The sequence below is a fragment of the Acetobacter sp. ESL1128 genome, from assembly GCF_058505085.1.
The window spans coordinates 2504813-2529737 of the sequence record NZ_CP196369.1 but is presented as its reverse complement, the minus strand read 5'-3'; the positions used below and the strand labels follow the sequence as shown (position 1 = coordinate 2529737).

Annotated in this window: 20 protein-coding genes and 1 pseudogene; 9 read left to right on the top strand and 12 right to left on the bottom strand. The window is 48.9% G+C overall.

Annotated elements, in window-relative coordinates; translation table 11 throughout:
* Nucleotides 1-519 precede the first annotated feature (519 nt).
* The 3 genes from ACSYTG_RS11870 to ACSYTG_RS11860 are packed head-to-tail and all read right to left on the bottom strand — an operon-like array spanning nucleotide 520 to nucleotide 3823.
* The gene (locus ACSYTG_RS11870) at nucleotides 520-1404 is read right to left on the bottom strand and encodes a plasmid partitioning protein RepB C-terminal domain-containing protein (RefSeq protein ID WP_489783122.1); all 885 of its coding nucleotides are present in this window, start codon (nucleotides 1402-1404) and stop codon (nucleotides 520-522) included.
* Nucleotides 1401-2279, bottom strand: a complete 879-nt coding sequence (locus ACSYTG_RS11865; protein ID WP_489783123.1) for a plasmid partitioning protein RepB C-terminal domain-containing protein — start codon at nucleotides 2277-2279, stop codon at nucleotides 1401-1403. Before ACSYTG_RS11865 ends, ACSYTG_RS11870 begins: the two co-directional genes overlap by 4 nt.
* A complete protein-coding gene (locus ACSYTG_RS11860; RefSeq protein ID WP_491706423.1) occupies nucleotides 2276-3823 on the bottom strand; it encodes a recombinase family protein in 1548 nt (515 codons plus the stop codon). Before ACSYTG_RS11860 ends, ACSYTG_RS11865 begins: the two co-directional genes overlap by 4 nt.
* Before the next feature lie 129 nt (nucleotides 3824-3952).
* Between ACSYTG_RS11860 and ACSYTG_RS11855 the strand changes: the two genes are divergently transcribed.
* The gene (locus ACSYTG_RS11855; RefSeq protein ID WP_165925619.1) at nucleotides 3953-4339 is read left to right on the top strand and encodes a hypothetical protein; all 387 of its coding nucleotides are present in this window, start codon (nucleotides 3953-3955) and stop codon (nucleotides 4337-4339) included.
* 62 nt (nucleotides 4340-4401) lie between these two features.
* Here ACSYTG_RS11855 and ACSYTG_RS11850 read toward each other — a convergent pair whose 3' ends face one another.
* Entirely contained in the window at nucleotides 4402-5577 is a 1176-nt protein-coding gene (locus tag ACSYTG_RS11850) for a Fic family protein (protein WP_489783125.1), read from the bottom strand.
* Nucleotides 5578-5757: 180 nt separating this feature from the next.
* Nucleotides 5758-6075: a helix-turn-helix transcriptional regulator gene (locus ACSYTG_RS11845; protein ID WP_489783126.1), complete on the bottom strand. Its 318-nt coding sequence runs from the start codon at nucleotides 6073-6075 to the stop codon at nucleotides 5758-5760.
* Nucleotides 6076-6321: 246 nt separating this feature from the next.
* Here ACSYTG_RS11845 and ACSYTG_RS11840 point away from each other — a divergent pair, with 246 nt between their 5' ends.
* The gene (locus tag ACSYTG_RS11840; protein ID WP_489783127.1) at nucleotides 6322-6876 is read left to right on the top strand and encodes a recombinase family protein; all 555 of its coding nucleotides are present in this window, start codon (nucleotides 6322-6324) and stop codon (nucleotides 6874-6876) included.
* A 109-nt stretch (nucleotides 6877-6985) separates the two neighbouring features.
* On the top strand, nucleotides 6986-7243 hold the full coding sequence (locus ACSYTG_RS11835; RefSeq protein ID WP_489783128.1) for a helix-turn-helix domain-containing protein: 258 nt from the start codon (nucleotides 6986-6988) through the stop codon (nucleotides 7241-7243).
* A gap of 392 nt (nucleotides 7244-7635) precedes the next feature.
* On the opposite strand, the gene ACSYTG_RS11830 is transcribed toward ACSYTG_RS11835, so the two are convergent.
* From ACSYTG_RS11830 to ACSYTG_RS11820, 3 genes are all read right to left on the bottom strand, one after another.
* Nucleotides 7636-8217: a hypothetical protein gene (locus ACSYTG_RS11830; protein WP_489783129.1), complete on the bottom strand. Its 582-nt coding sequence runs from the start codon at nucleotides 8215-8217 to the stop codon at nucleotides 7636-7638.
* 63 nt (nucleotides 8218-8280) lie between these two features.
* Nucleotides 8281-8595, bottom strand: coding sequence for a hypothetical protein (locus ACSYTG_RS11825; RefSeq protein ID WP_489783130.1), 315 nt, complete (start codon nucleotides 8593-8595; stop codon nucleotides 8281-8283).
* A gap of 51 nt (nucleotides 8596-8646) precedes the next feature.
* The gene (locus ACSYTG_RS11820; RefSeq protein WP_048854710.1) at nucleotides 8647-8913 is read right to left on the bottom strand and encodes a hypothetical protein; all 267 of its coding nucleotides are present in this window, start codon (nucleotides 8911-8913) and stop codon (nucleotides 8647-8649) included.
* Nucleotides 8914-9144: 231 nt separating this feature from the next.
* Here ACSYTG_RS11820 and ACSYTG_RS11815 point away from each other — a divergent pair, with 231 nt between their 5' ends.
* Entirely contained in the window at nucleotides 9145-9705 is a 561-nt protein-coding gene (locus tag ACSYTG_RS11815; RefSeq protein ID WP_279185441.1) for a recombinase family protein, read from the top strand.
* Between the two features lie 1478 nt (nucleotides 9706-11183).
* Nucleotides 11184-12209 (top strand): AAA family ATPase, encoded by a 1026-nt coding sequence (locus ACSYTG_RS11810; protein WP_489783132.1) that lies wholly within the window; start codon nucleotides 11184-11186, stop codon nucleotides 12207-12209.
* 44 nt (nucleotides 12210-12253) lie between these two features.
* On the opposite strand, the gene ACSYTG_RS11805 is transcribed toward ACSYTG_RS11810, so the two are convergent.
* The 3 genes from ACSYTG_RS11805 to ACSYTG_RS11795 all read right to left on the bottom strand — a co-directional run bounded on the left by ACSYTG_RS11805 (nucleotide 12254) and on the right by ACSYTG_RS11795 (nucleotide 15014).
* Nucleotides 12254-12679 carry a hypothetical protein gene (locus ACSYTG_RS11805; RefSeq protein ID WP_489783133.1) on the bottom strand — a complete coding sequence of 142 codons (426 nt, stop codon included), beginning with the start codon at nucleotides 12677-12679 and terminating at the stop codon, nucleotides 12254-12256.
* A gap of 164 nt (nucleotides 12680-12843) precedes the next feature.
* Nucleotides 12844-13233 carry a MobC family plasmid mobilization relaxosome protein gene (locus ACSYTG_RS11800; protein WP_489783134.1) on the bottom strand — a complete coding sequence of 130 codons (390 nt, stop codon included), beginning with the start codon at nucleotides 13231-13233 and terminating at the stop codon, nucleotides 12844-12846.
* Nucleotides 13234-13397: 164 nt separating this feature from the next.
* A complete protein-coding gene (locus ACSYTG_RS11795; protein ID WP_489783135.1) occupies nucleotides 13398-15014 on the bottom strand; it encodes a DUF6538 domain-containing protein in 1617 nt (538 codons plus the stop codon).
* Nucleotides 15015-15464: 450 nt separating this feature from the next.
* Between ACSYTG_RS11795 and ACSYTG_RS11790 the strand changes: the two genes are divergently transcribed.
* On the top strand, nucleotides 15465-17051 hold the full coding sequence (locus tag ACSYTG_RS11790) for an ATP-dependent nuclease (RefSeq protein ID WP_489783136.1): 1587 nt from the start codon (nucleotides 15465-15467) through the stop codon (nucleotides 17049-17051).
* Between the two features lie 104 nt (nucleotides 17052-17155).
* Here ACSYTG_RS11790 and ACSYTG_RS11785 read toward each other — a convergent pair.
* Nucleotides 17156-18530 (bottom strand): annotated as a pseudogene (locus ACSYTG_RS11785) (DUF6538 domain-containing protein).
* 494 nt (nucleotides 18531-19024) lie between these two features.
* Here ACSYTG_RS11785 and ACSYTG_RS11780 point away from each other — a divergent pair.
* The 3 genes from ACSYTG_RS11780 to ACSYTG_RS11770 are packed head-to-tail and all read left to right on the top strand — an operon-like array spanning nucleotide 19025 to nucleotide 24904.
* Entirely contained in the window at nucleotides 19025-21715 is a 2691-nt protein-coding gene (locus ACSYTG_RS11780; protein WP_489783137.1) for a DNA methyltransferase, read from the top strand.
* On the top strand, nucleotides 21712-23865 hold the full coding sequence (locus ACSYTG_RS11775; protein WP_489783138.1) for a DEAD/DEAH box helicase: 2154 nt from the start codon (nucleotides 21712-21714) through the stop codon (nucleotides 23863-23865). The genes ACSYTG_RS11780 and ACSYTG_RS11775 overlap by 4 nt, the downstream gene beginning before the upstream one ends.
* A complete protein-coding gene (locus ACSYTG_RS11770; protein ID WP_489783139.1) occupies nucleotides 23858-24904 on the top strand; it encodes a GIY-YIG nuclease family protein in 1047 nt (348 codons plus the stop codon). The genes ACSYTG_RS11775 and ACSYTG_RS11770 overlap by 8 nt, the downstream gene beginning before the upstream one ends.
* Nucleotides 24905-24925 lie beyond the last annotated feature (21 nt).

Here is a 24925-nt window from a genome sequence, read left to right as displayed (position 1 = left end):
GATGACGGCAGGTTCATGCTCTGCAAATCCCGCAGTGAAACCCGCAGCCCCTCAAGCTTGCTTAAAGCGTCGGGTTCAGAGAGGGCCAGATGGGTCTGAGAGAATAATTCTGTGGTTCTGGCATGAAGGATTGATGCCTTTTTGCGGGCTTCGTTCTGGTAGCCTCTTTTCAGAAAAACCCAGATTTCCCGCCGGCAGTGGGGAAAGACGATGGAGCAAAGACAGCCTTTGCCCCTCATTCAGCCGAAAAATCGTGCTATTTCAGGTATCTGTGGTGCGAACTGCGGGACTCGAACCCGAGCCAACCCGCAGTGACACTTTTCTAACCCTTTGAAACAGCTAAAAGAATGCGACGTGCTGTCTTCCAGTTTAGTGTTCTGGTTCCCAGAATTGGTTAAACCATCTGGGAACATCTTGAGGGCAGTTTAACCTTATTTTGCTGATTTCGGGAAGAGATTAATGATGGTTAATATCTCAAAAGTCTTCAGGCTGTTCTGAGGTAAGGGTGAACTTGTAAAATTAGTTTGGATCAAGAGATGTTGCGGATACAATGCTTCTGAATTCAACGATAATTTCAGGATAACGGGCTTCAAGATACCCGACAATCTTGGTATTTTGTATAAGATGCCCGAGATAACGAGAGGCAAGAACAAGCTGAAGAACATCATCTCCAAAGGTTGCTTCAAGAGCTTGATAATCTTTAGTCAGACTTTCCATCTCGCGCTCCATTCTAGCCATCTGCTCCGATGTCAGACCTGAAACCGTTTTTGGACGGTCCGGTTTCGCAAGATCCGTTTGCTTCGATGCAGCCAGAATGGCCTTGGCGTAAGTGGCTGTAAAGTTATTCATAGCCACCATAAGTTCGGCCGTCTCGGTTTGTTTGAGTGGCTTCATTTTTCGCAGAATACTAAAAACATGTGGATTAATCGGTCGATCCTTCAGAAGATCAACTGCGCCTAGAGCAATTCCATCAAGCAGGTTACGTCGATGTAAAACAACTTTTTCATCAATGCCCAAAGCTTTGGCAATCATGGCAGGCGGCACGCCACGATCAATGGCACGCGAAATCATATAATGTTCCTGTACCGTCGCTAGACGATTGACCCGCTTATTGTAGGTGAATGTTTCATCGTCGTCGGAAATAATACAAAGAGTACTTTCTATCTTTCGTTCTTGCAGGGCATGTAATCGTAAATGGCCATCAAGAAGCATATGTCGTCCATCTCGACCAGCTTTGGCAATGACCAGAGGCTCGATCACACCGACTGCGCCAATGGAAGTCGCAATTCGTTGATACCGCTTTGAGTCTGTAATTCGTTTGCTCATTGGACGGAGAGGAAGAATCGAATCAAGAAGCACTTCGCGCACCTCTCGCTCAAAAGAAATGCGAACTGACTTACTCATGGCCGATCTTGCCCAACACCAAGTCGGTCTGCAATCGGCTGGGGTAGGGAGGCCAACCCTTCAGCTCTTAGTAACTGCACGAAATGATCTTCAGCCAGTAATTTCCCCATCGCACCAACAACGAAAGTCAGACGACCTTGGGTAAGGTGCGCTTTTTTCACTAACATTTTCTGCCGATCTACTTCCTTTTGATAGGCTCGGACCAATGCCGTAGCAGTTGTTGGTTGTCCTCCTTTATTGCCTTGGCGAACAGATCGCATACCTTTACCAATGGTGTTGCGTTCTCCCACAATCCGACGGATGGCCAGAACCTGGCGACCAGGAAGCTCTCCAGATTCATAAGCCTCAGTAAGTGCTCTCTGAACATCGGCATCTGCGGCTTTTGCGATTTCTGCTGCAATTGAGTGAGGAATGATCCCGCGCTCTACAGCATCAAGTAATCGTTCTTCTCCTTTTTCTAAAAGGCTATTAATGGAATAGACATAGTCAGCACTGAAACCGACTTTTTCCGCTATTTCCGCGTTGCTATATCCTCTCTCACGCATGGAACCGACTTCCCGGATAAGTTCGAGAGGAGAGAGGTTCCTTCGTGCTAAATTCTCGACCAAACTCATCACGAAACATTCGTCACGCGTGGCTTCGATGACCATGGCCGGTATCTCTATTTGACCTAGTTTTTGAAATGCCTCCAGTCGCCCTTGACCACAGATGAGTTCGTGATTCTTACCATTGGGTGCGTTTCGGACTGTTATGGGACGCTTCAAGCCAATCTTGCGAATACTCTCAACCAACTCTTCGAATATTTTCCTGTTTCGGACTCGAGGATTCAAAATTTCAATAGAGTTTGTAGGAATCATGACAATTTTGGACATCATAGAGGTCCTTCCAAAGTATGACGACGCAGTAAGTGAAAAAGAGGGGACAAATCATCTGTTCTGAAAGAGTCCAGATTGTTCCCGTTATTTTCCGCCATTCCCAGTCTGGGTTTGTGACCAATATCCAGCCATGGCAGAAGATAATAATCTTTCACAGTTTTATTGTCCGGGTTGAGCCTGACAACGACAGTTAGATCAGGTTGTAAACTGGTATCAAGACGAACCTTCCAGCGAAGAGAGCCAGCCGCAGTGCTTTGACAACGAGCAATAACGAACGCCAGCGTTACTTCGTGATTCACCAAAAGCAGGTCATTGCGGGCATTAGAAGTCACACTGCCACCAATGACTTCAATTCCTGCGATGGTTTCTGCGACCACCTCGGGGTGCATTAGTCGAAGCTGGCGGTTGGTCTCCACGTAACGGTAATCACGTGCAGGCTGATAACCAATGAGTTCATAGGCGCGGAGAAGACTGCCAAAACGATGTCGATAAGCAGCACTCGATGGCATTTCCTCAACTTCGTTGATAATCATGCCCGAAAGAACACCGCGACAGGCAAGAAGATCAGACAGCATTTTCAAAAGCTCTTCGTTAGAAAAGCGGCGAGCTCTTTGCGCGAAAATGGTTTGTGCTGCTTCGAATAGGGCAGGATCAACAATGCCTTCAAAAACGCCATCACCACGAACCCACATATCGGCATCATTCACAACACGTTTCTGTTTCAGTTTGAAAGAAACACGATTGTAAACATTGTTCCCTATATACTTCTCGTTGCTTAAAATCTGACGGATGACAGCATGTGTCCATGGTTTTCCGATATCTGTTAATCGACCTTCGCCATTGAGTATTATCGCAATTTCACGTTCTGAACGATGCTCTAGAATAAATAGCCTATAAATCCGGCTGACCGTCTCAACTTCTTCGTCCGGTCCGGGGATAAGGATAACGCGATCAGTTTGAAGACTTTTGTGTTCCCCACGAGCGAGGGGAGCCTTGGGTTCGTTATTCTCGTTTACAAGAAAACGTCTTAGACCATAACCAGCAGGGCCTCCCTGCCGATAACCAAGTGTAATCAGGCGACATTGCCCGGTGAAAACCTTACTGGACAGCTCGCGGCTATATTCTCCCGCCATCACGCGCTTGATACTTTTCATGACATTAGATGGCAGACTTCCATCGTTATCAAATTGTTCAGCACAGTAATGAATGTTAATTCCACGTTCGCGGCATATAAACTCGTAATAGGCGCTTTCATCTGCATCCTGAAAACGCCCCCAACGACTGATATCGTAGACGAGAATTGCCTCGAAATCGGCGGCTCCACTTCGGACGTCCTCAATCAAGCGTTTTAGAGAGTCACGTCCAGCAATATTGAGGCCGCTACGTCCTTCGTCGGCATAATTGCGAACAATCTGAAAATTCCTCCGTCCAGCATAGGCAGCGATAATTTCCGCCTGATTTTCTGTGGAGTATTTCTGATGGTCGGTTGACATCCGCACATATTGGGCGGCCCGCACTGGGATTATTGCTCCTACTGCTTCCACTCTCATCCCCAGCTCTATGCGTTAAAGACGGAGAAGCCACCCGCCCACATTTTGCGCCACGATCTTAGTGCAGTCGATCTGAATCGATCGTGTTCAGACAATTGTTTTTTTAATATAAAGGAATGTGGAATGTCGTTTACAAAAAAAGACCGAAATTTTCGCGTAGATGAAGGAAATAAATTTCCATTAGATCCGTCTGCTGATACGGAAGCGGCTTTTGCAAACATTATTGCGGACGCGCTCAGACGCGATTTTGGAAACACACCAGCACACATAAAACATATCGCTCGATTAACAGGAGCAAATTTACGAACAGTGGGCAATTGGTTGAGTGCTCGCAATGGTCCTAGCGGTGCAAGTCTTGTCGTTTTGATGCGCCATTCTGATGAGGTCACGAAGGCTGTACTGGAGTTGTCAGAACGCTTCGACTTGTGGAGTTCTATGTCCGAAACGAAAAGTAAGAAAGAACTCTACCGAGCCGTAATTGAGTTTATGAAATATATTCCAAAACAATAAAAATATAATATTCCATTTCATGAAAGCCGTTCTTTTATATGAAAGAACGGCTTTTTTAAAATTTAAGTTCTTTCCCCGAATGGTCTGTTGATGATCGCCATGACTTCGGGGGCAGAAAATATCCGGTTTCTGGCATACCCGGTGCGTTCCACCAAAATGCCTGCGGCCTGTAACTGTTCTAGCGCAGTCTTGGTTGCAGGAGCAGAAATGTTTAGAGTTTTCCCTAGTCGTGTCGCTGTAATGACCGGACTATCAATTAGAACATCCAGTGCTCTCAGGGCTGCGGAGTTCTTTCTGTAGGAGCGTCTGCCCAGCCATTCCGCTTTCAGCGTCTCGGTTGCCTTCCTGACAGCTTTGAATTCCTGCACAGTCCCAATAATGGCCTGTGACATGAAGGCAATCAGGGGGAGCCAGTTCAGTTTCTGCTGCGCCTGTTTCAACGCGTCATAATAATCCTGTTTGTACGCTTCAATGTAGGAAGAGAGATAGAGAGGTGGTTCTTGTTCCGCTGCCAGCATCATCGGAATCAAAAGTCTGCCAACCCGTCCATTGCCGTCCCTGAATGGGTGGACAGCTTCAAAATGGGTATGGGCGATAGCAACTCGCGTGATGAGTGATTGAGTCATCATCTGCATGCCATCTCCCGCCATATAATCCAGTGTGTTTTGAAGACACTGGGGCACCCGGTCAGGTGGGGGCGGGTTGTAGGTGGAATAGGCGATGTTATGTCTGCTGCCACCAATCCAGACAACGGTCGTCCGTAATGCGCCGGGAGTGCCGATATAGGATGTATCGTGCCGCATGACTTCCCGATGCAGCGCCAGCACGGTGTCGAGCGTGAAAACGCTCCTGCCGGATGCAGCGGCCAGAGGCAGGAACTTTTCAAGTGCCAACGCATAGTCCCTGACCTGACGTGTTTCCTGCGTGGCCTGTTCGTCGTCTTCGTCAACGATCAGGAGTTCATCAAGGGTGCTGTGGGTGCCCTCCATCGCGGAACTACTTACGGCCTCCCTGCTGCGGAGGGTTCTGCTAATGAGATAGGGATCAGTTGACGACCGTGCCCATTCTGCAATTTGCCCCAGAGCAGCCATCGCCTGGGAGTGCAGGGCTGTGATGTCGTCCAGATACACTCCGCTTTCAGGTGGAGCAGGTGGGACGACGCCATAATGGCTCTCGTAAGGGGGAGGCAGACGGGTCAGACACTCTCTGATGCCCCCCATTAAATCCTGACGGTTCATGGCGAAAACCTTAAACATGGAAGGATAGCATGATCCATATTTAAGGTTTTTATCACAAGCCTAATTTTATGGCTATCGCCACGTACTTTATTTAAGCTTTCTGTCAAAGGTGAAGGCAGGATGATGCCATGCACTGATATTGGTTGAGCATGCGGAATAAGCAGAGAATGAACTATATGGTTACCGGAAAGCGCCGGGGCTGAGTTCGTGCTGAAGGCCAGGGGCATGCTGTTCCATATCTGACATAAGCGCTGGGTGTTCATTGCTGTTGAGCCTGACGCCCGGCCCCAGATTGCCTTCCTCACCAATAAAGAGGATTCCTGCTGCCTCCAGTGTATGCCGGATTGCTTTGAGTGTTCTGTGATGGGGCGAGCGTGTGCCGGTCTCAAAGTCAGCCAGTGTTCTGGAACCCACTTCAGCCAGCTGCGCCAGGTCTTTCTGGGAAAGGCCAAGCATGGCGCGGGCAGCACGACACTGCGAAGCCAGCAGAATGGACATGAAAACGAACCTTTGGAAAATACGATGGCACTTTCGTATTTACTATCATGCTGCGCAAAAATCGCAATTTAAGTGCGAAAGCCAGGGCAAATTTTGTTCCGGACTTTAAGGAATACACCTCAATAATATACATAAATAATATCGTGTGGAACCAAATATGTTTACACGAAATGATGATAATGATAGATGACGCTCTCAGGCATACCGTTCAGGTGTGCCTGTTGGGTCATTGTCGAAAGCAGCCATATGGCACGTTATGGATATGCAAGGGTTTCAACTGACGCACAGGTGAATGATCCTCAGATTTTCGCGCTCCAGAACGAAGGGGTGGAAACAATTGTCACAGAGGTGATTTCCGGCTCTGTCCCGGCCCGTGTCCGTCCTCAGCTTTCGGAACTTCTAGGCAAGCTGAAACGGGGGGACAGCCTCGTGATCGCGCGGCTTGACCGTCTTGGACGGGATACTGTGGATGTTCTGAATCTGCTACGGGTACTGGACGAAGACGGTATTCGGGTGCGGATACTGAATATCGGCGCAGAAACCGGTACCCCCAATGGTCGCATGTTTCTGACAATTCTTATGGCGATTGCAGAATTTGAACGTGAACTGGTCCGGGAGCGAACGCGAGCCGGGCTGGCTGCAATCCGGGCGTCAGGAAAAAAACTCGGTCGTCCAGACTGTCTGACAAAGCGACAGCAGAACCATATTCGTGATTTATCGGAAAATGGTATGTCCCTGCGGGAAATCGCTGCAATTTTTAAAGTCAGTAAATCGACAGTTCATCGCGTTGTTAGGGGATAGTGTTTTCAAAATATGATCTGAACAGTTTATTATTTCAGTAAGTGTCATATTGTGGGTTATGTCTGTTTCAGGCCATGAATATTTATTTATAATAGGTTATTAGAAAGTTATGATAGATGACAATGACATCGCCCTGCCTGCTGATCCCAACGATCCAGAAGACAGACCCGTATCCAAAGCAGGGCTTGTGATGGCTCATAGAGGGCGAAAGCTACGGCTGGCCAGGACAGGGTTGGGTCTCTCTCAGGAAGCCTTTGCTGGTCTTTTAGGGGTATCTTCTGTGGAATTGCAGGCGTGGGAACAGGTTCGCCAGAAGATGCCGGAAGACGTTTTTGCCAAATTATTGGACATTAAAGCAAGCCAGTAAGACGGATTATGGATCATGTGACGGATGGAACTGGCTTCCTGCTGGGAGATAGTTCTGGCTCCTAGAATGCTGCCCAGCGGTAATGGAAGGCATGATAACCGTGCGTTGCTGGCTATCATACTCTTTTATCTCCGTTTTCCATTTGTGGCGTTGCCATGCGCCATAGGCACAGCCTGCCATTGCCCCTATGACTGCGTGACCAGAGCGCATGAAGTGACCTGCCACGGCTCCTGCAGCGCCATCAGCAATACATCCGTGAGGGCGGGCAGAGGGTGTGACTTGCCCGCTGGTCTGCGCCAAGGATTGCAGAGGGGCTAATGATATGATTAGAAAAACCAATGAAAAAAAGCGCTTTTCCATAACTGAAATTCCCTACAATACTTATTTTATTGTCATGATATGGAGGAAATGAAATCAGGATTTTTAAGAAGTTCCTGCGTGAACAGTCTGTATTTCTGAGTGATCGGAGCAAGTCGTCTTGCCATTTTAATGATTAACGGTATGAAAAACAGGAGGCTTATGCCAAGAGTGGGAATGGCTAATGTCCATATGATTATACTCATATGTGACTCTGATGCTGATGCATTCAGGTCTTTAAAGCTACTTTTCCCACTGAATGCATCATCATAAAATGTGATACTATCTGTATTATGATTATAGAAAAGAAGGTATTTCCCGTCTTCAACGCCTTCTGATGCACCCCAGATCAGGGTGACACGTTGTCCTTCACGGCATCGGATGTTCGCATCGCTCATTTCCCGCTCATGACCGCTCGGTGAGACAATCCAGAAATTCTGATGTTGTTCTGTAGACGATCTGATCTGTGGGGCATTAATTTGTCCGCCATAGACAGGATGGATATAACCACCGCCACCATCGGATTTTAAACTGGTGGATGTCCATTTCTGGAGGCTGTAAACATCGCCGCTAATTCCATGAAACCATACTGGAGAACCATCAATGGTGAATTTCATGATATTCCTCACTAAGGATAAAATGTTTATTTGATGGAACCCTGTGTATTGGAATAAGAATTTCTATTCTGGAACTCTAATCCATTTGCCGTTGTTTTTTGCAAATCTTAACTCAGCATTATCTACAAAATTACCTTGTTGAATTTTCAACTGGCAGATGTAAGCGACATTGCCTTTTCTGCATTTTCTTTCGAGAACACTGATTTTAGTGGATGGCTGTTCGTTTGCTCCCTGTTGAGTGTCATTTTGAAATTCCTGACTAAGAACTGTTTCAATTTCTTTTATTGAAGGTTCTTCATCTCCACAGGCAGACAGGAAAAGGAAAGGTATCAATATAAATAAAGAAGACTTTGGTTTTGATGGATAATATAGCGACATCACATGATCTCTGAGCCGTGGAATTTAAAATCAGGATTATCGTTCGGGAGTTTAAAGAGAAGGTGCAGGCTGCTCATGTGCGAGGCTCCACTTGCCATCCTCATGATGTATGACCCGTAGGGTATTTTCATGAGGCTCATCATTAAGAGTGAAGCTGACGGTGCAATCGAAAGCTGAATCGAAGTTTTTCAGAGCTTCACAGCTTTGCTTAACAATTTTAATGGCTTCGACATCTACTCTGGCTTGTCGACGATTGCCGCCAAATAACATGTTGAAGCCACTGGGCTGGCTGAGTAGATCGGCTTCGAGTTGAGCCATTTCGCCCTGACTGGGCGTTCCACCGGAACAGGCGGAGAGCATAAGAGGTAAAGTCAGAAGAGTCATGTGTAAGAGACGAGGAGGAGAACTTTCGAGCATTTTTCTGAACCAAGAAGTTACGTGATATCGTTGTCAAAATCCGTCGTTTTTGGGACAAAAGGCTTTCGAAGCACAAACAGAGGAAAATGGCGTCTCAAAAACGTGTCCCGTTTACATAAGGAGACACAAACGATGGCGCGTTATGGTTACGCTCGTATTTCCACCGATGAACAGAGTCATGATCCTCAGCTTCTTGAGTTGAGGCGGGAGGGACTTGAAGAGATCATTACCGATACTGTTTCAGGACGCATCCCGGCGGTGGAACGCCCTGGGTTGTCCTCCTTACTGAACCGGCTTGGAAAGGGAGACAGTATGGTCGTGGCACGTCTGGATCGCCTTGGACGTGATACCGTCGATGTCATGGGATTGGTCAGGAGCCTTACAGAGAGCGGCGTTCGTGTGCGAATATTGAATATTGGGATTGAGACGGGCACCCCGAACGGTCAGCTTTTTTTGACCATCCTTGCGGGTTTCGCTCAGTTTGAGCGGGAAATTATCCGGGAGCGGACGCGAGCGGGCCTGGAAGCCGCGCGTCAGGCTGGAAAACGATTGGGGAGGTGCCCTATCCTGACGTCCCGTCAAAAAAAGCATGCCTGTGAATTGAAGCAGGCCGGGAGATCACTGGCAGAAATTGCAAAAATTTTTCGGGTCAGTCGGAGCACGGTCTGGCGCACGGTTCAGTGCGGGGTATAGCGTGCCAAAAAGCAGGTTTTAGGGACAGTAGCGACGTCGTCTGTTCGGTGCGGCTTGACAAGCTTCCAGAAACGACCGTTTTTCGGACAGTAAACGTTATCGAGAGTATGTTGGTTGCGTGGGGGGTGACTGTTTAATGTCGGCTGTCGTAGCCTTCAAGTCGGTCATTAATCTACCGTTTCGTGCTTCTTAGATACCGGACCTTGGTTGCCGCGATCATTCTATAGATGTAAAAAGAAGTGTCGACTGTTCGAGGGAAACGTTGCCGTGATTGATTCCAAAGAGTAAGAATTTTCGTATATTTCCACAATCTCTGAATCATTTTTACATAATCGAACAATTTGGAGCGCAAATATCTATGGGCAACATGGAGAGTCCTCAAGCGGAGGACATGCAACCCACAATCATTACAAATACAGCGGATCGTTCTGCTTCGGATTTGGTAGCATGTAGATATTGCGCAAGCCTGATAGAAAGTTCAGCCCGTATTTGTCCGACGTGTCGATCATATCAAGGAAAGTTCCTGGGGCGGGTTTCATATTTTGCCTCCGGATTGACAATATTTGGGACAATATCAACAACTATTGCTATAATAGGGCTCCTTATACCAGTGTATAAGAATTATTTTAATCTAAGAGCCAATTTAAGCATCTATCCTCTTTACTCGGATGGACATTATATTGAATATGTTATTGTAAATTCTGGAAACCGGTCGGCATCGCCTGTTGAGGCCAATGTAACGTACAAGTGGTCATATATAACGACTACAAGTAATTTGGAAACGGATTTCTCGAATGTGGTGATTGCTCCCGGAGCAACGATGCGCTTCAAAAGTATTGTTCAGTCATATAGAATCCCTCCAATGCCTAACCCCGGCAGTTTGGCCGAGGATAGCAAGCTGAGCAAGAGTATCGGAAAAAAATGTAAACTTTCTGTAGATTATGTTGACTTCGATGGAAGAGAACGGGAAATTAATGTAGAATACAGATGCTTTCCAGAAATGCTTCATTAATATGAACATAGTTTTCAACTGGTTGCATCAACGGATGTTTTGTCGTCGAGCGGTGATTGCTTTTTGCTTGCCGAATATAAAGGTGTAGATGTTGCAAACGTCCACATTGTGGAGTGGCCGCATTTGCATTCTCATTGCTTGAAAATAACCGTCGGCTCCCCCCCTCTGGCTGCCTGTCTGCTCTATGATTGTAAAACAGGCAGGTGGGGCATCCTCCTCAAAAGTGGCTTTCTGATAACTGTCGTAAGATGATTATTCATTAAAAATTTTTTTAAGGAGGCGATTGTAAAACGATTCTAGAATTGATTTTTCTCAAAAGATATGTCATATAAAGGGGATATTGAGAGTTCATTTTTGTTTTTTTTGATGCCGTTATTATCTCAGTCCGCGTGAACAAGATCACGCAAGCCTTCGGATAAGACGCTCCTGCGGGAACGTTTGGGCAATTTATCTGAAAGGTGCCAGTATGTCTGATAACCACTCAACAAGGGATAAACTTAACTCCACACTGACCGAAGTTCTTCGTCGTCGCACGGCTCTTATGCGGGCAGCGAGGGAAAAACGCTACGAAAACGAAAGCCTGCGGCCAGCCGAAGGTGTCCCGGATGGCGGGTATGTTCGTCTGCTGGAGAAGGGATATAGCTTTCCTGCGGTCAGTGCGGATCGTCATGGGGGAGCCGATCCCTATGAACAGGCCCGTAAGCTGGCTTTTCCGGTCAGGATACACCAGCCAGCAACAGTGCAGTCTGATTTGGCAGCTCTTCAAGCGCGTTTTCCCCACGCGTTGGCGGCAGTCCATGCTTTGGCAATGGCTGATTTGACGCGCATGACGCTGGGGGGCTCTGGCGTGTTCCGTCCCATACTGCTGGTCGGGCCTCCGGGATGTGGCAAATCAACGCTAGCGCGTGTCTGGCATAAAATGCTGGGTTATCCCTGCATGACCATGAATGTCGCGGCTCTGTCCGATGTAATGGCGTTCACGGGTACGCATCCGACCTATTCGAACCCGAAGCCCTCGGTCATTGTGGATTATATGGCCAGACATGAGATTGCCAATCCCTGCATCATTCTCGATGAGATCGACAAATCACCAGAAGGGGGACGAAATGGTAGCATCAAGAATGTAATGCTCCAGTTTCTTGAGCCCGGTGAATCCAGAACTTTTCGTGATATCTGTCTGAATGCCGAGGTCGATCTGTCCCGTGTGCGTTGGGTCATGACTGCCAATGTGCTGGAGAGGGTACCGCTTCCTCTTCGCTCCAGGTGTCAGATTGTGCATGTGCCGTCGCCAGACAGAAAACATGCTATTGGATTGTCTCGTCAGATGGCGGAAGCAATTCTGACAGAGATGGGGCTGGATCGCAGGTGGATCACTTTTGATGGTGTCGAGGAAGTCTTGTTGCAGGAGCACTTTCGGGGTGACCTGCGCCATCTGCGGATGATGGTTGATCTTTTCATCAGGGAAAGACTGACCTCTCTGATCATGTGCTGAGACAGGCTTGTTCGCACGTGAGGCTGTGAAAAACTGGCTGTGCGTTAATGTTCGATAACCGGTTGGGGCGAAGGAGCAGGCATATTTCTCGTCACTCCTTTTAGAATGACAAGTTTTGAACGAAGGCGGGAGATTTCCTGCCTTGCCTGTTCTTTTTCAGGTCGGTGGGCCTTGTCCCATTGCTGGATGCGCTCCTGTCTGGCCTGCACAAGCCTGTCAAAGCGGTATGAGAGCCAGACCTCAAGTTTTTCCTGATCAGCCATGGCGGTAAATTCGGCATCATGCCGTTTGTGGAAATCTTCAAGGGCTGGTCTGTCGTTCTCCGTCAGAACAGGCCGGACGGGTTTTGGCGGTGTGGAGCGCAGTCCGACAATATGCAGCAATGCCTGTACGACAAAGCGCAGGACTTCCAGAAATGCGAGTAAAAGCCGCTGGCAGATTTTTTCCAGTTTTCCTGCCCGTCCGGTCATCCGCTGCCATTGGCTTTCTGTGGTCTGTTTCCATTCCTTTTTGGCATGATTGTAACGTGTAAAGCTGCTGTGAAGTTGTTTCTGATAGGGTGTGAGACTTTCCCGCCATTTTGCAACGGTTAATTCTGCTTTCCTTGACGATCATGGGGCATGACCACAAACAGTCAATGCAGGGTCAGTGCTGACCTTTCGCACCTGCGACGGGCAGACCTGTCAGGACGGTTGCTCTGTGAGCGGGGGAGAAGGCCGTCAAGATTCTGGATCAGCCTTTCAACCTCGTCCAGCACCGCCCCGCAATGCACGGCATCGCTACAGTTGGCAGAATGGGCAAGCTGGTTGAGGTTGTTTCCAACACGGGAAAGCTGATGACGTATCCCGCGCAGTTCATCGGGGACGCGTGGCCCATCATGCCCGGCCAGTTCCGCATTGGTCAGGAGGGAGCGTATCCAGTGGGCGGTTGTGGCATGGCCATGAGCGCTGGCGATATGGTTCCAGCAATCCAGTTCAGCAGGGCTGGCTCTGACAGAGAGGCGGGAAGTTCGGGCAATCGGCATAACAAGGGTCTCCTTAAAGGGGGTCAACGGGGGAAGTATTCCCCCTTGCCAGATGCTGAATGGGTAGCCATTTAGCACTGCTGGCTCCTCTTAAAGATAACTTATCGAGATGCCTGATTTCCGAACTTTCTTTTTATGCAAACGAGACTGCCACCATAAGGCTTTCAGAAGGGCATGATGCATTCGGGCGAATAGGAGAGGGCTTCAATGACCTGTTGCAAATTAGCGACCTCAATACCACTGGTGTAGTTCATTGTTCCCTGTGATTTATGGGAGGCTTCATGTCCCAGAACAGTATCAATCCATAGTTCCCGAATGTGCGCTTCTTGGTTTCGAAGCTTTGTCGAGACGGTGTGCCGGAAGGAGTGAAACGTCACTGCTTCTGGCAGACCGAGCCGCTTTTTGTGCTTTGAGAAGGATCGGGCAAAGTTATCGCCCCGTTCACCAGAAGTAGAAACGGTCAGGTCCGGGAACAGATATTTTGCACCATTGTCCTCAACTAGATTCAGCCCCTCCATTCTGAGCAGACTGGAATGAATGGGAATGATACGGGTGCCCGCTGACGTTTTGGGTGACCAGCCATCTTCGGGGTGAGGGCGGACATGGAAGCAGGGTACTCCGTCGATCACCTCAATATCCTGTCTGCGTAAATTGCAGATTTCGCCTAACCGCATACCTGTGAACATGCCGATGCTGATAATGCCAACCCAGGTTCGGTGAGAGACAGCCGTTCCTGACCACTGAGTGCGGGCGAGCAAAGCCAGTTCGCCGTCAGTCCATCCCCGGCGGACAATCTTCCTGGTGACATTGAAATCCCAACCGGCCCATGGGTTCTTGTCAGCAAAGTCGCGTTTGACCAGATGTCCCCATAATGCGGATAGTCGGGAAAAATGATTTTTAACCGTTTTCCCGCCAACCGTTTCCAGACCTCGTTCCTGAGCCTGTGCAATGACAACACGTAACGGGAGAACAGTCTTGCCCTTACCATGTGTTGCGGGCAGGGAAGAGAGCAGGTCAAAGAACTCTCCCGCCACGTTGCCAGTAATCTGTCTTACGGGCATGTCGCCAAAAGCTTCAATAAACAGACCGATAGTCTTCTGGGTGGCTTTTATGGTGTCGGCACTCTTTGTTTTGTCGGAATAGATGAAGCGTTCAGCCATGGTTGAAAGAAGAGGCGATGAAATTTTCGGGGCGGGTTTGCGCTCTTCCGGTGCAGGTGAGGCCATTGTCTGTGGCACCGGCTGGACAATATGGGCAGGCTGACGGCTCTGGATGTCAACGATCATGCCGGACAGGCGGTCGGCTTCCGCCTTGAGCATTTTCTTTTCCTGTTTGCTCAGGGCAACGCCGGTGGTGAGCTGCTGACGTAGACTGTCAAAGCGCTGACCGATCTCGCGTATCTTTCTTGAGCTTTCATCGAGGAAGGCGTTTTCGCTCTGAATTCTTTCGAGCAGGGCCATGTTATGGGTGGCGTCGCGAATTTTGCGGTCAAGGGCATGGCACTCTTCGGCTAGGGCGAGCGTCTCTTCCTGATCCCGGATCATCTGGGCCTGAACGGCCAGCAGGTCTTTCATCAGATCGGTGTCAGGCTTCTCGTCCATCATCCTTGCCCTTTCAAACAGTGTGCCCGTGGCTGCATAGAGGGCAGCCGCCCGTTCTCGGGCAATGAGCTTACTCTGAGTCTGTAAGGAAAGGGAGATTTCGGTTCTGCCGAGGCAGGCTTGCACGGCCTGAGGAACCGCGCGACGGAAGTGGTAGTGTGACCCTATGAGGCGGAGCATGACGAGTTCCCAGTCTGGGAAGACAAACGGGAAAATCCCGCAGACCCGTCAAATTCTCATTTTACTGTTATATTTCAAGTGGTTAGTGGTACGAACTGCGGGACTCGAGCCCGCTCGCTTTGGGCGCAATCAATCAGACAACCCATTGAAATAGAACGATAATTTCAGGAGAAATCATCCTTCACATGGTGACTGCGGGTTCACTGTGGGAGCAAACCCGTGGGGCAGTCAAGATGTTGAAAAGCTTCTATTCTTAAAAGCTACGGAGGAAATTAAAAAATAAGTAATATTAACCACTAATATTTAAATTTATGCGAATTATAAATAATAAAGTAGAGTAAGTATTTTTAATTATTGGAATAAAAAAACAAGCATATTTATAGGATTGTGGTTTGTTATGATTTATAAGAATGTTATGGACACAATGTAAAATTTAGTTTGGGTGATTTCATGGCTTACAAAACCTCGGCTTTAGATAAAAATAATTTTTCTTGGTTCCAAAACGATTCTAGTAGAGCATCTTTAACAGGCATATCTCTTGTAAAAGGGGGTATTCGTGGCTTAACTCAATTTGATGTTTCCTTTAAATATCCAATAACCGCTTTTTCTGGGGGTAATGGTTCTGGAAAATCAACAATGCTGGCTTTAATTGCTTGCGGCTTTCATAATAACAGAGCGGGGTTTATTCCGCCACTTCGTAATAAAAGCTATTACACTTTTAATGATTTTTTTGTGCAATCCAAAGAAGAAAATTCTTTGGGTGGTGTGCAAATAAATTATTTTATTAATCATAATAAATGGAAAGGTCGGGATCCTGGGGTGGGCCAGCAGGTTAGGAAAAAAAGTCAAGGAGGAAAATGGAACGACTATGCGTCTCGCGTAAATAGGAACGTAATTTATTTTGGTATACAAAGAGTCGTTCCTCATTACGAAAGGAATACTCACAAATCATATAGAAGTAAATTCAAGCCTGGGAATATGAATTCCGAAGATAGGTTGAGAATAGCGGAAATAGCGGGAAAAATTATCGGGAAAGCGTACACAGATTTTAATTCGTACGTGCACACTAAATATACCCTTCCAGTAGCCTCTTGTAACGGAATTTCATATTCTGGATTTAACATGGGCGCGGGGGAAGGGTCAGTTTTTGAAATTTTATCTGAACTTTTTGTTTCTGGTCCAGGAACTCTATTGGTTATTGACGAAATTGAGCTTGGACTGCACGAACAAGCGCAAGTTCGCTTAATTCAAGAATTAAAAAAACTCTGCAAAGAGCTAAAGTGTCAAATCATATGCTCAACTCATTCTCATGGGGTTCTGAGGAGCCTCCCCCCCGAAGCGCGGTTTCATATTGAAAGCATCGGTGGTAATACATTTATAACTTCAGGTGCTTCTCCAGAGTTTGCATGCGGAAAAATGGGTCGTCCTGACGCGCATGAAATTGATGTCTTTGTTGAAGACAGCGTAGCTGTTGATATTCTAAAAGCAGCGTTGCCAGCTACATTAAGAAAACGAGTTCAAATAAAGTCTATCGGATCTCATTCTGCTGTTATGCGTCAGATGGCTTCTCGAAAACTAGAAAAAATTGATAATTGCATTTGTATATTAGACGGAGATCAAAGAAAATATGCTAATGATTCTATTAAGACATTTTGTTCATCTTGTGAATGTAGCACTCAGTTAGAAAAGGAAGAAGTTAGCACTTGGGTTTCGAAGCGTATATTCTATCTTCCTGGTAGCGATTGGCCTGAAAAATGGATTATTGAAACCGCGCAATCTATTGTAGCTGAGGAAGGTGACACAAAGGTAGATGAATTAGTGAATATGTGGGGGCTATCGAGCCGTTTAGAGCTTATGGCTTCTTTGGAAGAAGCAGCTGCGGCAGAAAAGCATGGTGAATTTAGAGATCTAGCGTCTGCCATCGGGCTGGATGAAGGTAGAACGAGAACTGACTTAATTTCATTTGTGGTAAAGAATAGAGAAGCGTATTTCCAAGAAATATCGCAAGGAGTAGCATTGGAACTTAATAAATCATAGCGATTTCATTGAAAATGAATTGGTCGAGCTTGGGGGTCAACGGGGGAAGTATTCCCCCTTGCCAGATGTCGAATGGGTAGCCACTCGCCACTGCTGGCTCCCTTTTAAATTATCATGTTTTCAAAGGCTGTTTCGGGGTAGCTTATCGCCTCTATGGTTTGTTGCAGATTGGCTGTTGAAATGCCGGTCAGATAGGTTGTGGTGCCCTGACTTTTGTGGGTGGCTTCATGACCCAGCAGGCGGTCAATCCATACCTCCCGGATGTTGGCATCTGCGTTTCTGAGTTGGGTCGATACGGTGTGCCGGAAGGAATGAAACGTGATTTCAGCGGGCAGACCAATGCGGGTCTTGAGCAATGAGAAAGCCCGTCCCAATGTTGCGCCCCTCACACCTTTTTTCGAGGTTTCCAGACCCGGAATGAGATAAGGGCCGTCAGTGGTATCCTTAAGGGTCGGGATACCGGCCTCAATCAGTTTCGAGTGTATGGGCACAATACGGGTGCCTGCTTCTGTCTTCGGTGACCAGCCGGTTTCGGCGTGTGGCTGAATGAGGAAGCAAGGGATACCGTCTACGGTCTGGAGGTCTTCTTTTCTCAGAGTGCAGATTTCTCCCAATCGCATTCCGCTATAAGCAGCAATTAATGTGACCAGTCGGAAGGTCTGCTCTGGCACTGACGTGCTATGCCATGAGGCAGAGACCAGCAAAGCCAGTTCCTTTGTCGTCCAGCTTCTTCTGACGGTCTTCTGTCCGCTCTCGAAATTCCAACCCGTCCACGGATTGCGTGTGACCAGTTCGCGCTGGTGTAACTGGTTCCACAGGGCTGACAGCCTCATCATGTGATTTTTAACGCTCTTACCGCTCAGGGTGGGTAAACTTTCCTCTCTGGTCCTCTGAGCCTCTTCCTCAAGGGTAAGGCTGCTTTTACGTTTGCCCAGTGAGGCAGGAAGGGAAAACAGCAGGTCTCGGAACGCTCCAGCCTTCTCACTACCAATAATGGACACAGGCGCATCTCCGAAAGCTTGCAGGAATAGCTCTACCGCCCGTTGCGTGGCTTTCTTGGTGTCGGCGCTGGCATGAGGACTGTCCAGGACAAAGCGTTTCAGGGCACCGGAGAGCATTAAAGGTTGGGCTTTGGGTGCTTTGGCCGTTTTTTTTGACTGTCCGGGGTTTTGGCATCGGTGCTGAAACTGGCAAGGACCCCGTTTCCTGAGCAGATGAAGTTAGGTTCACACTCTGCAAATCCCGCAGTGCAACCCGCAGTCCCTCAAGCCTGCTTAAAGCGTCTGGTTCACCCAGCACAGAATGGGCTTGCATGAACAGTTCAGTGGTTCTGGCATGGAGAAGTGATGCCCGTTTGCGGGCTTCATTTTGATAGCCAGTTTTCAGGGAAACCCAGATTTCCCGCCGGTTTAAGGCTGCTCGCAGGGCAGGGGGAACGATCCGGCGAAAGTGATAGGTGGTGCCTCGGACACGGAGCATAAAATCTTCCCTTAGTGGGGAAGGACGATGGAGCAAAGACAGCCTTTGCCCCTCATTCAGCCGAAAAATCGTGCTATTTCAGGTGTCTGTGGTGCGAACTGCGGGACTCGAACCTGCATCAACCCGCAGTGACACTTTTCTAACCTCTTGAAACAGCAGAAAGAATACAACGTGCCGTCTTCTAGTTTAGTTTTTACTTATAGCATTGGTTAAGCATTCTGGGAAGGAATATGCTGATACATTTGAGGGAATGAATTTTTATATTAATGTCTTAGAAATTCAAGTAATTGTAGGTTTTTTCCGCAAGATTCATATTCGTTTACTGAATATTATTTTGCAAAATCAGTAATTATTATATTTTTTTCACCATCAAGGGCGCATTGTTGGTGGAGGTTGATATGTCACACTTGACTGCTTCAGCATCCTGGTGCGATCGATGGAGAGAAGGATAAATAGCTTAAGAAAGGGTTCCTGTTGAAGGAAGATCGCACGTCATGCTGACGCCAGGAGAAATCTACTCCAACTTAGATGATCTTGTGGCTAATCCTCCAACCGGTGCTGAGTTTGGCTTGGCGTTGATGGAAGCGGTGGGAGCTCCGCGTTCTACGATCACGAAGCTTCGCGATACAGCGAAAGGAGGCGCGTTCACTTGGACGCGGATGTTGCGGTTCGAAGCAACAGAGCCGGGCGGAGCGGATGCGGCTCTGGACCGAATGCGAGTAGAAGTGGAGGCTTCGTCTAAGGGGCGGCGTCCGCGTGTATTGCTTGCATATGACGGCGAACGGATCGCCGCTTATGATACAAGCCCGAAATTCGATGAGGAGCCGCTGCGCGTTGGCCTCGACATGCTTTCACTGGAGGGAGATTTATTTTTCCCGCTGGGCGGACACGAGCGCTATGTCCCTCAAAAGGAGCGTTTGGCCGACGTAAGAGCAACACGTTTCATCTCGCGGTTCCATGATGCGGTGCGCGATGCTAACCCGAACTGGACAACAGAGGCTGATCGGCACGCGCTCAATATTTTCATGGCCCGTATGTTGTTCTGTCTGTTTTCTGATGATGTCGGGATTTTTGGGAAAGACGCGTTCGAGATTGCCGTGCGCCAGTCAACCAGTATTGACGGTGCTGGTCTTGCCGAATTCCTTGAAGGTGCGTTCAGGCACATGGACACTAAGCCTGACAAGCGCCCTCCAGAAACAAGGGGTTGGTCCAAGTTACCCTATGTCAACGGCTCCTTATTTGAGGAAGACGTGCCCATGCCGGAGCTGGATGGGCGTTGTCGCAAGCTCCTTCTCGATTGTGCGGGCTTAAACTGGAAGCTTATCAACCCGGACATCTTTGGCTCTATGCTTCAAGCCGTCGTCGACGTAGAGAAGCGCGGCGACTTGGGTATGCATTACACTTCTCCAGCTAACATCATGAAGGTGTTGGAACCCATCCTGCTTGATTCGCTCCACGCAGAGTTAGAACGGGCTGGATTGAACAAGGCGCGGCTAGGTACATTTCTTAATCGGCTTGGTCGCATTCGTGTGTTCGATCCAGCGTGTGGTTCAGGTAACTTCCTGATCCTTGCTTACAAGAAAATGCGCGATCTGGAAGTTGAGGCAATGCGCCGCCTCGCTGCACCACGTCTATCGGGTATTGCACTGGGGCAGTTTTTTGGAATTGAGATTGACGATTTCGCCTGCCAAGCGGCTCGGCTTGGGCTATGGATTGCAAAGTATCAATGTGATCTACAACTGGAACTGGATCTCGGTCAGCGGACTGACTTCCTGCCGCTCCAGAAGGCTGGCGTGATCATGAAAGGCAACGCGGCCGAAGTCGACTGGTTAGAGGCATGCCCCCCAGACACAGCCGTGGAAACGATCGTAGTAGGCAATCCGCAGTTTCGCGGCTCGTCTTACTGGTCACCCCAGCAGAAGGCGGATATGGCGCGTGTATTCAAGGGGCGCGTTAAGAACTTCGGCAATCTTGACTATGTATCTCTCTGGTTCGCTAAAGCACGTGATTACGCCTTGGAGACCGGTGCGCCTTTCGCTTTTGTATCCACCAACTCCATTGTTCAGGGCGTACAGGTGCCTGAATTGTGGCCGCATCTGCTCGATGGAATGGAGATCCGCTTTGCGCATCGCTCTTTCAAGTGGTCCAATCTCGCCGTAAATAATCCCGGTGTGACCTGTGTGATTATTGGTATGGGACTACCAAATGATGCGCCCAAGCGTCTGTTCGATGGTGAGACAGTACGTGATGTGGAGGTGATTGGACCCTATCTGGCACCAGGTACTAAGGCGATCGTGGCGAAAGCAAGCAAGCCAATCGCGCCTGACTTGGAACCAATGATACGAGGTAACCAACCGACCGACGGCGGCAATCTGATTCTAGATCGCAGCGAGCGTGACGCGCTTCTGGAAGAGCATCCAGAGGCAGCTCGTTTCATACGGCGACTTTACGGTAGCCAAGAGTTGATGAAAGGGATCGAGCGGTATTGCCTTTGGGTGGGCGATGACGAAGTCGAGGAGGCCAAGGCGATTCCTGAACTGGCGCGACGGTTTGAAGCTGTAGCACGGGATCGCTCCAAGGATAAGGCTTCCGATATCTCAAAAGACTTTGCAGATCGGCCCCATCGCTTTCTGCAACGGCCAGGCGCGGCTATCTCGCACACGATCATGATCCCAGGGGCAACGAGTGAGGACCGCTACTGGCTGCCAGTAGACGTAATGGACGAAAATAATATTGTGTCTAATCTTGCTTTTGGCATATTCGATGGGACGATTTGGCAAGCTGCGGTTCTATCTTCACGACTTCATCGCCTATGGCTTGAGTTGGTCGGTGGAAAGCTCGAAACCCGGGTGCGTTACTCCAACACTCTTGTCTGGAACACGTTCCCGCTTCCACACCTTTCGGAGCGCCGTAAGGCTGAACTGGAAGAGCACTGGTGGGCAATCGATGAAGCGCGTAAGGAAGCGGGCTTCGGATGTTCGCTCGGTGAGCTCTACGCACCTGCCGCCATGCCTGATGTTCTGCGTCGCGTACATGACGAACTAGACGAGACGATGGAGACCATCTTCGGCTCACGCCGCTACCGCTCAGACGCAGACCGGATAGAGCACATGTTGCAACTCTATTCGCGTATGGTAGCGGGAAACACAGATATGGCCAAAAATAATGAAACGGTAAATGCATGATTGAGACGAAAAACAATGCAGGCGAGAACGGGCTCGGCTCAATCACACTTAATTACGACGGGACAGGCGCGTCTAAGGCAACCGACGCTCTCGGTATGCGCGCAATGCAGGCGCGTGTTTGGGATAAGAGGGATGCGCAGCATCTACTGGTGAAGTCGCCTCCAGCGTCGGGTAAGTCTCGTGCAGCCATGTTTGTGGGATTGGAGAAGCTACGCACGAACGCTGTTGACCGCGTGATCATCGCGGTTCCAGAGCGTTCCATCGGTGCTTCGTTTCGAAACACGGACCTCACTGCCGGCGGTTTCTACTCAGACTGGCAGCTTGATCTGGACCTTTGTACAGTAGGCTCAGAGACCGGGCGTAAGGTAGATGAGTTAATCGCGTTCCTGCACGGAGAGGGGGGTGGTCGAATAGCACTCTGCACCCATTCCACTTTGCGTGCCGTCTACGCCAAGACAGACGATATAACTTTGTTTGATCGTGCGCTCATCTGTGTGGATGAATTGCATCATGCTTCTTCAGATGAGAATAGCAGGTTAGGCAACCTACTACGTGGATTGATCGATCGAGCAGGTGAGATCGGGCGCGATGCGGCGCATATTTTGGCTATGACGGGTTCCTACTTTCGTGGTGATGGAACTGCGGTGCTACATCCTGAGGATGAGGCTCGTTTCGAGCGGGTGATCTATACTTATTATGAACAGCTTAACGGCTACGAGTATCTAAAAACGTTACGTATTAATTTCCGCTTTTATCAGGGTAAGTACCTGGATGCGATTGGCGATGCTCTGGATCCTAACCTGAAGACGATTGTCCACATTCCTCATGTTGGTTCGGCCGAAGGAAGTGGGATCAATAAAATGTTTGCGGTCGACGCGATTGTAGATGCGATTGGTGATCGCTTGGGGAAGAACTTTTCGACCAGTATCGACAGAGCAACTGGCTTTGTACACCTAACGGCAGAGGGGCGCTTAATTAAGATCGCAAACCTTGTAGACGACAGCGCTGATCGGGAGAAGGTGCTCGCAAGCCTAAGAACGGTAAAGGGGCGTGACGACGTCGACATCATCATCGCACTCGGTATGGCAAAGGAAGGCTTCGACTGGATATGGTGCGAGCACGTTCTTACGGTAGGATACCGAGGCTCGTTGACTGAAGTAGTGCAGATCATCGGCCGCGCGACCCGGGATGCACCAGGGAAGACGGAAGCACAGTTCACTAATCTTGTTTCGGCTCCCTTCGCTAAAGATGAGGCGGTGAGTCGTGCTGTGAACGACATGCTCAAAGCCATTTCTGTCTCGTTGCTTATGGAACAAGTGATGGCGCCCGTCTTCAAATTCCGTACTCATAAAGGGGCGGATGAGTTTGATGGCTCGACAGGAGAAAAGCTCAAACCTGAACCGGTAACCAATGCGGGCGAGATCGAAATTGTTGGTATGCCGAAGATCGACGAAAAGGCTATCAGTGCCATAGAAACTGATTTTAATGATTTGTTTGCTGACGTGCAGAATGACCCACGTACGCTGACGGTCATGATAAATCCGGATGATCACCACACAGATGTAATGTACGATCTCGTGGTTACGGACGTCGTTAAACGACGTTACCCCGGATTTTCTGAGGAGCAGATTCAAGATACGGTTGGGCTCTTTGGGGTGCGTGCTGGTCTAGGTCGTGAAGTTGCCAAAGATCCGAGCATTATTCAGACACCAAGCCTATCCGATGAAGACCAGACTCTCTTTGCGGAGCCGCCGGAGGGCGATGTGGCGAATGGCCTGAACGCAGGTGATCGTTTCGTGAAGCAGGCTAGAAGGTTTATCAATGTCCAAGAGTTACAGGTTGATCTTTTAGGCGGCCGTCGCGATTTTGATGACGCTTACGAACTATTATCGAAAGAACTTTCCGAAGAGCTATTGGCGCGGCTCCATGGTGAGGTCCGTGCGCTTAAAGTAAGCATGACGCGAGAAGAAGCCGAAAAGCTTTATTCGCGCATTAAAGAGTTTATCAAGCGTGAATGTCGGGAGCCCAATCTCAACTCCCCTAACGGCCGCGAGGTAAGGCTCGCAGAAGCCCTAGCCTTCCTGCGTAAACTTTCGCGAGAGAAACGCGCTGCCATGGCTGGCGCAGATGTAGGAGAAGTTGATGTCTGAAATAATCGACTACTTCAACGATGAGCTTCTACTCACACCTGATGAGAAACCGAAAGTCGCGCGAACGCCTCTTCTTGATCGTGCGATTGAGGTGCTTGAGCGTATTAATGCTTTCGTTGACAAGACTGGTGCTGAGCCGGTCTCTGAGCCAGGGCGTGGTGTTCGAGAGCGCATGCTTGCAAATGAGTTAGCTGGACTGCGAGCATCGAAGATAGAACTTGACGGGCTCGCACCCTACGATCCGCACAACCTTGTGTTCGGTGGAACGAGTGTCGTCGACCCTCTCGATGATCCCCTGCTTTCCGGTAATATCGATATCTTCGAGGTCCGGGATGAATTGAAGCCAATGGCGCGGCCAGATTTCATCGCTGACCGACGCCCATGCGCCGACTTCGACCGCTTCGAACCGCTAATGGCGTCTGTTCGGAAAGCTGTTGAGGAAGGGGTACGAGCCCCCCAGCCCTTTCGGCAGGAGCGTGTTGAATTGGGTGAGTTTTTTGTTTTGAAGGGTCAGCTCGTGCATGTTGCGGATATTCGCGATGAACATCGTCGCAACGGTAAGCCCGATGCCCGTTTGCGCGTCATTTTCGATAATGGGACGGAATCGAATCTGTTGATGTCATCACTGGTGCGGAGGCTCTACGAGGATAAAGACGCCCGAAGGATTGGTGCAACAGACATTGGTCCTTTATTCGAGGGGGCTCGAACAGGTTTCGTATACGTCCTGCGTTCTCGATCGGACAGACCTGAAGTCCAAGGTTTACTTAAGGTCGGTACTACAGCGGGCACAGTCGAGGACCGCGTCGCGGGTGCTGAGACCCAATCGACGTTCTTGTTTGCGCCTGTGGAAATTTTAGAGACTTACGAATTAAGAGGGCATTCAGCGAAGGAGGCCGAGCGGCGGATTCATCGCGTACTAAGTTCCTACCACACAACTCTTAAAGTGACAGGACCGGATGGAAGATCCTTCAGGGCAGTGGAATGGTTCCAGGCGACGCCAAAGCTGGTGGAAGAGGCCATAAATCTAGCACTTCAATGAGGATAAATTGAGATAGAAAAA